This window comes from Lactococcus sp. UBA7128 (genome assembly GCF_002492185.1).
GTDB classification, from domain to species: domain Bacteria; phylum Bacillota; class Bacilli; order Lactobacillales; family Streptococcaceae; genus Lactococcus; species Lactococcus muris.
Genome location: NZ_DKXK01000075.1, coordinates 1 through 6,640, shown reverse-complemented (window position 1 = coordinate 6,640; position 6,640 = coordinate 1). Strand labels below are relative to the sequence as shown.

The following is a 6,640-nucleotide window of genomic DNA, read 5'->3' as shown; positions in this document are numbered from 1 at the left end:
CTTTTCCTCCGTGGTTTACTATAGCTCGCTTTTGACTTTTCAGCACGGAAAGGTGCTGCCAAAGGTTGGGCAAGTTTACGCATTTTCACTACCGCTTCAGTACGTGCCGTATGTGGGAACATATCGACAGATTGAATATATTCGATGCTGTAAAATTGCGAAAGAATTATCAAGTCTTTTGCTAATGTCGAAACATTACAAGACACATAAACGAGTTTTTCTGGTGTATATGTGGTGATTGTTTCCAACAAAGCATCATCCAATCCTGTTCGCGGTGGGTCAACGATAAGCGCTGTGGCTCTATGGCCTGACTTATACCAGTTAGGAATGATCCGCTCCGCTTTACCTACTTCATAGTGACAGTTTTTAAAGCCAAGACGTTTTGCATTGGCTTTAGCATCTGCGATAGATTCTGGCGTAATATCCATTCCGTGGACCGACTTAACTTTCTTAGCCACACCAAAACCGATGGTGCCGACACCGCAGTAGGCATCGATAACACGGTCGTCTTTTTTCGGATTCAACGCGCGTACGGCTTCACCATAGAGCACATTAGCTTGTTCTGAATTGAGTTGATAAAAAGCACGTGGTGACAACTCAAAGTCATAATCCAAAACGCCTTCGGTAATCGTTTCTTTTTCTGCAAAAAGCATCTGTGTACGGTCACCATAAATTTCGCTGGTTTTCTTTGGATGGAAGTTGGCTGATACAGAAACAATCTCCTGAAACTCTTCCGTCAAGTCAGATAAAATATTATCCATCTTCACCAAGTCTTTGCGTTGACGTTTTGAGAGCTCTTCACGTGGTGCAGGCCAAACTTGTCCATCTAAGCTGATACGTGCGGATGTCACGAAAATAATTTGAACTTCACCTGTTTTTTGGCTGCGTCGCGCAACGATTGTGCGGATACCCATGACTTTACGTTCATCATAAACAGGCAAATTGTATTTTTCAATCAAACGGCAGATACGATTAGCGATATTTTGGATGACTTCGTCTTGAACCAAGCAATTTTCTAAATTCACTAAGTGATGCGTACCTTCTTTGTATAAACCAGCAATGACATCGCCATTGTTTAGACGACGCACTTGAAATTGCAATTTGTTACGGTAACGCAAAGGATTTTCCATACCAAGTGTGGGTAGAAGTTCGTACTTTTTCCAGCCTGTTGGGCGGTATTTTTCGAGAGCTTGACGGAGCAAATCACGCTTAAACTCTAATTGTTGCGGATAAGCAAGATGCATGATGTGTGAGCCGCTCAGCTCATGGTAAACACGATCTTCAGGTTTAACACGGTATTTTGACTTTTTATTTATCTTGACAACTTTTGCGCGTGAAAAATTACGGGCATTCTCTGTAATTTCTGCCAGAATTTCTTCTGTAGGCAGTGCATAAGGCACAAATACCAAGCGCCCATGGTAAGAGGCAACTCCTTCGCCATTGATACCCATACGCTCAATATTGAGTGGGATTTTTTGTCCAATTTTCAGATTAATCATATCCCAATTTTAACATAATTTTCCTGTGATGAGCCCCAGAAAATTATGCTATTCCCACCACATACACAGAAAAAAGTCCAACCCACAGTTGGAATTTTATGTTATTCATGCAATTCTATCGGCAGATCGTCTGGATCGTAGAAGAAAACCATCTTTTTATCTGTGATTTCATCCACACGTAGTTCTCCCACTTTCACGCCTTGGTAAGACAAATATGCTATATCTTCTTCAATATTATTTGTCTTTATCGCCAGATGACGCAAGCCCTTTGCTTCTGGATAAGACACACGTTCTGGTGCCTCAGCCTTGATAAATAGCTCTATTTCCGTTTCGTCATTCATCTTTAAATCAATTTTTATATCTCCTTTATCAGGACGATGATTTTCTCTAATCACAGAAAAACCCATAATATCGACATAAAACTTCCGAGATTTTTCATAATCGCTGCCAATAATAGCAACATGATGTACCGTGTCAAAATTCGGTTTATACATTGTATCTCCTTGACTTGTTTGCATATTCAACTAATCCTTAATCAGGATGCAGACATCGTTTCCTTGCTCATTTAAAGTTTTGACATGGTCTTCTCCCCAAGAGCAAAGACTGTCTAAAATATTATTCAAACTTTCTCCGTAAGGACTAATTGAATACTCCACTTTAGGAGGGACTTGATTATAAACTTTCCGAACAATAATATTATCTGCTTCCAGCTCGCGGAGCTGCTGTGTGAGCATCTTTTGACTAATGCCAGGGATACTGCGCTTAAGTTCACCCGGTCTGCGTGGCTGATGTCTTAGGTTACATAAAATTATAGCCTTCCACTTTCCACCAATGACATCCATCGTAGCTTCTACACCTATGTTATAAGTTTTTTCCAAAAAAATACCTCTTACAATTCCTCGTTTTAATTAAAAACTACTTTTATGTATGTATATAACAAAAAAGTAGGTACTATTCAATAAGTTGTTTTTATTATATACTATTTTTTGTCAAAAGAAAACTTAAGGAGAACAGATAATGAAGCTTAACAATCATATTAATATCCCCGAATTAGGCCTGGGTGTCTTTCAGATTCCCAATGAAGAAACTGCTGAAATCGTCAAAAATGGTATCATCAACGGCTATCGCCTCATTGATACTGCACAAATTTATGGAAATGAAGAAGGAACAGGACAAGGGATTAAAGAAGGGCTGCACGCAACAAACCTACCTCGTGAAGAGCTTTTCATAACTTCAAAACTGTGGGGCAGTAACCTTTCCTATGAAGAAACTCTTCAAAACTTTGAAACAAGTTTAGAAAAATTAGGTTTGGATTACCTTGACCTTTATCTCATCCACTGGCCGGGTACTGACTATGGTTATCAAGAGTCTTGGAAAGCAATGGAAGACTTATATAAAGCCGGACGTGTAAAAGCTATCGGTGTAAGTAACTTTCAGAAACACCATTTGGAGCGACTCTTTACATATGCTCAAACACTACCAGCAGTAAATCAAATTGAGCTACACCCTAAGTTAGCACAAAAATCTTTACGCCATTTTTTAGAAAAGCATAATATCAAAACCCAGGCTTGGTCCCCGCTCATGCAGGGAAAATTACTAGATAATGAAGTTATCCAAAAAATCGCTCGAAAGCACAATAAATCAGCTGCACAAATTATTCTACGTTGGCATTTAGAACAAGGCATCTTGCTCAATGTAAAATCAGTCAAGGTCGAACGGATGCGTGCCAACCGTGATGTCTTTGACTTCTCACTGGATCAAGAAGACATGCTGCTTTTGGATGCACTTGATGAAAATCTGCGTGTGGGACCAGACCCAGAAACATTTAATTTCTAAACCAAGAAGTTATCACGAGACTGAGATGAGACTCTCAAATACAGAAAAAACGCTCAATTTGCCACAAAGTCATGCAGAACTGAGCGTTTTTTACATATGGAAGAAGATTCACTCGCCTCCCAACTCCCTTATCTTCCCTGTACTGTTGACACATCGAATAATGTTTCCCCTTCCTTAAAACTCTGATATAATGATGCTATGATAAAAATCAAGGAAATTAAAAAACTCAAAAAACTTTACAAAATCACCTTTTTTGAACCCCTCGCGTATAAAGATTGGGATGAAGCTCGTGATAATATCTATGTATGTGAGGATACTCTCGTTAAGTTTATGCTCACACGTGAAAAAGTACTTACTGAAATGGAGTTTGAACATCTCTTATCTTTTGATTATTTTGCCCAAGGCAAAGCTTTGGCACTTTATTTCATCTCGTTCAAACCGCGAACCTCATCCGAAGTAAAAAAATATCTTTTAGAGCATCATGTTCAAAGCTCTCAGGTTGAAGCTATTATCGACTATCTTAGGAAAAACAATCTCATTAACGACCAAGCATATATTGAAAGTTATATCCGAGGAAAAATCAGAGCAGCCAATGCAGGCCCATACCAAATCCTGCAAAAATTGCGTATGAAAGGACTGGAATCACAGCTGATTGAGCAGCTTCTTGCGCAAGTCTTTTATGAGGAAAGACAAATCGATGTGGCCGTAAAGCTCGCTGAAAAAATTGTCCGCCAAAAGGCAAACCGACTCACACTTCAACAACTCAAGCAAAAAGTGACACAATCCCTTACAACTAAAGGCTTTTCATATAATATCAGCGCCATCGCTTTGGAGACTTTGGAGCTTGAAGCAGATGAAGAAAATGAGCTAGAATTGCTCTATGATGAACTTGAAAAAACGGCACGCAAATACAGTAGAAGATACGAAGGTTATGAACTTAAGCAACGCATTACACAAGCTTTAGCACGCAAAGGCTTTGACTTTGGTTCTATCTCAAGCGCTATTCGTGATTATGATTTTGAAGAGGAATAAGGGGAGCGGGTTGCTCAAACGGTCTCCCTCCTTCCCATAGAAGCATTAACAATGCCGACCTCAAATGACATAAGCGACACCAACCGACAAACCTTGCCACTCATTAACCTCCAGACCCAAGAATCAGTCACTGCTGCTATATATTTAGTATAGCTCCTCTTTACTTTTTCTTTTACTTCACACATTACGGCTAGATAGCGTTTCGTGACTATTTTTAGAGTAAGTCATCTCAATTTAACCACTTTTTAGCCCCTCTCCTATCGCTTCCAATAAGGTGTATGATATAATAAGGCTAGGACTGGAAAGCATATGACACACTCTTTAATCACACGTATCAACTCTTATTACGACAATCTTAGCAAGTCTGACCAAGCAATTTCAAATTACTTGATCAAGAACATGGATAGTGCTGCACACTTGTCTATCCAAGACTTTGCCAAAAATGTTCAGGTATCTACAGCAACCATTTCACGCTTTGCAAAAAAGATTGGCTTTGATTCTTTTCAAGATTTAAAGCTAGCTATCCACAGCACCGAAAAATTCAAATCAGATAATTTCTTCAGCGAGCTGTCGCCTAGGGATAGCTATAAAGATATCCTGACAAAAAACTTTACAAGCAACACTTTGTCATTAAATGCGACACTGCAGCTCATAGATAGCAACACGCTAGATGAGATAATGAATGTTCTCCTTTCTGCAAAGACGTGTGGTTTTTTTGGCGTGGGAGGTTCCAATGCCGTGGCTTTGATTGCTTATCATAAGTTTTTACGTATGCCTCTACAAACTGTCTATCACCAAGACTTCCACTACCAGCAAATGTTGGCTTCCAAGTTAACGAAAAATGACTGTGCCTTTGTTATTTCACATACTGGAAAAAACAAGGACACACTCAAGATTGTTGATATATTGAAAAATAATCAAGTTCCTGTAATTGCAATAACATCATTTGCTCACTCAGCATTGGTGAAAAAAAGTGACTTATCCCTCATTTCAATAGCTGAGGAGATTTCTTTCCGACCAGAAGCTGTTGCTTCAACTGTTTCCCAAATCAGTCTTCTTGATGCTATCTTTTTGATGTATGGCATGAGGAGCCAAGACACAATTGAGCACTCTTTGGAAAACATTCGGGAAGTTATTAGTCAAACCCGCTTAAATTAATTTATCAAGTTAATGTTCTAGGAGGACCAAAATGGCATTTACTGAAACAAAAGGACGCTATGCAAGCTATGGTACTGTATCAAGTATCCCTGGCGAAATCATTGACAGTTTTTGGTTCATCATTGACAATCAGCTCAAAGGTGTTATTGCCCTTGAGCCTCTTATCAATTTTGAATTGTTGAACCAAAACGGTTTACTTTCTGTAAAATTTTCGCAGCCAAAGAACCCTTTGACGATTACTGTTGATTTCCGCTATCCTTTCAATCCCTCTTGGCCGCGCCATTTTCACGCTGTCGACAATAATGGCAAAGAAACCATTATTTCTTCAGGAGAGCGCCAATGAGCACCGAATATGAAAATACAAACGAAAAACATTCAAGAGCTAGCACTGCTTCTTGAATGTTTTTATTTTATTGACGAATGATTAGAGCTGGACGCACACCACCAACAGCAGAAACATTGTTTGCAGCACGGTTGGATAGCATTCCGGACATCTCTACTCTATTTACATCCCACGCACTTTCTCCCAGAACTGCAGGAGTACGTGTCCACCACCACATAAAATTAGGGGCTTCACGCGAAGTCCGGCTAGGGAAGGCTCTACCTGGCCCTGATAAGCGAGCGACGTCTGCTAAAGAGAGGGCAAAAGCACGTCTTGTCCCACTGGCATCGACCTGGGTAACATCTGCCGCAACTTCAGGGAAGTCATCTATATTATCAGGTAGCCAGCGCCATGCTTCTGACCAAGTGATGGAGGCATTTTCAACATTTCCTGTCACAAAATTTTCTCTCACTGGCTGAACCATAGCTCGAACCTCTGAGGCAAGCTCTCCCGTGTACCAGCTGTCCAAATAAGCATTCTGAGCATTGAATGAAAGAGCTGGGGTAACATGATTACGGATAATCATATGGTTACGGTTCCCCATATTCTCCAAATAACGATACTGCTCATTAGCCATAGTGAATATCGTCCCCGGTGCCATAATACTAAAGTTGATTTGGTCGGGTTGGACATTGTCATCTGGTCCCGGGTTCCCCAGTTGTTATCAATGGAACCAGTCTGTACAGCTGTCAAGAAGTCAGACAAGTCATCATGGTGCGTAAAGCTTCCATCT

General features: G+C 40.1%; 9 protein-coding genes. 4 read left to right on the top strand and 5 right to left on the bottom strand.

Features of this window, described 5'->3' with window-relative positions:
* From rlmD to B4H39_RS08180, 3 genes are all read right to left on the bottom strand, one after another.
* The coding region (rlmD, locus tag B4H39_RS08190) for a 23S rRNA (uracil(1939)-C(5))-methyltransferase RlmD (protein ID WP_286927564.1) at positions 1 to 1,499 on the bottom strand (1,499 nt) is incomplete at its 3' end.
* A gap of 101 nt (positions 1,500 to 1,600) precedes the next feature.
* Entirely contained in the window at positions 1,601 to 1,993 is a 393-nt protein-coding gene (locus tag B4H39_RS08185) for a VOC family protein (RefSeq protein ID WP_202231138.1), read from the bottom strand.
* A 30-nt stretch (positions 1,994 to 2,023) separates the two neighbouring features.
* Positions 2,024 to 2,377, bottom strand: a complete 354-nt coding sequence (locus B4H39_RS08180) for a winged helix-turn-helix transcriptional regulator (RefSeq protein WP_271328210.1) — start codon at positions 2,375 to 2,377, stop codon at positions 2,024 to 2,026.
* Between the two features lie 139 nt (positions 2,378 to 2,516).
* Here B4H39_RS08180 and B4H39_RS08175 point away from each other — a divergent pair, with 139 nt between their 5' ends.
* From B4H39_RS08175 to B4H39_RS08160, 4 genes are all read left to right on the top strand, one after another.
* Positions 2,517 to 3,335 carry an aldo/keto reductase gene (locus tag B4H39_RS08175; RefSeq protein ID WP_202231139.1) on the top strand — a complete coding sequence of 273 codons (819 nt, stop codon included), beginning with the start codon at positions 2,517 to 2,519 and terminating at the stop codon, positions 3,333 to 3,335.
* Between the two features lie 198 nt (positions 3,336 to 3,533).
* On the top strand, positions 3,534 to 4,367 hold the full coding sequence (gene recX, locus B4H39_RS08170; RefSeq protein WP_251422086.1) for a recombination regulator RecX: 834 nt from the start codon (positions 3,534 to 3,536) through the stop codon (positions 4,365 to 4,367).
* A gap of 309 nt (positions 4,368 to 4,676) precedes the next feature.
* Complete coding sequence (locus tag B4H39_RS08165) at positions 4,677 to 5,525, top strand: MurR/RpiR family transcriptional regulator (protein WP_202231141.1); 849 nt, start codon at positions 4,677 to 4,679, stop codon at positions 5,523 to 5,525.
* A 31-nt stretch (positions 5,526 to 5,556) separates the two neighbouring features.
* Positions 5,557 to 5,868, top strand: coding sequence for a DUF960 domain-containing protein (locus tag B4H39_RS08160; protein WP_202231142.1), 312 nt, complete (start codon positions 5,557 to 5,559; stop codon positions 5,866 to 5,868).
* Between the two features lie 67 nt (positions 5,869 to 5,935).
* On the opposite strand, the gene B4H39_RS08155 is transcribed toward B4H39_RS08160, so the two are convergent.
* A complete protein-coding gene (locus B4H39_RS08155; RefSeq protein WP_286927563.1) occupies positions 5,936 to 6,508 on the bottom strand; it encodes a DUF6273 domain-containing protein in 573 nt (190 codons plus the stop codon).
* Positions 6,430 to 6,640, bottom strand: a 211-nt coding sequence (locus tag B4H39_RS08150) for a hypothetical protein (protein WP_286927562.1), incomplete at its 5' end; no start/stop codon positions are given. The genes B4H39_RS08150 and B4H39_RS08155, both read right to left, overlap by 79 nt.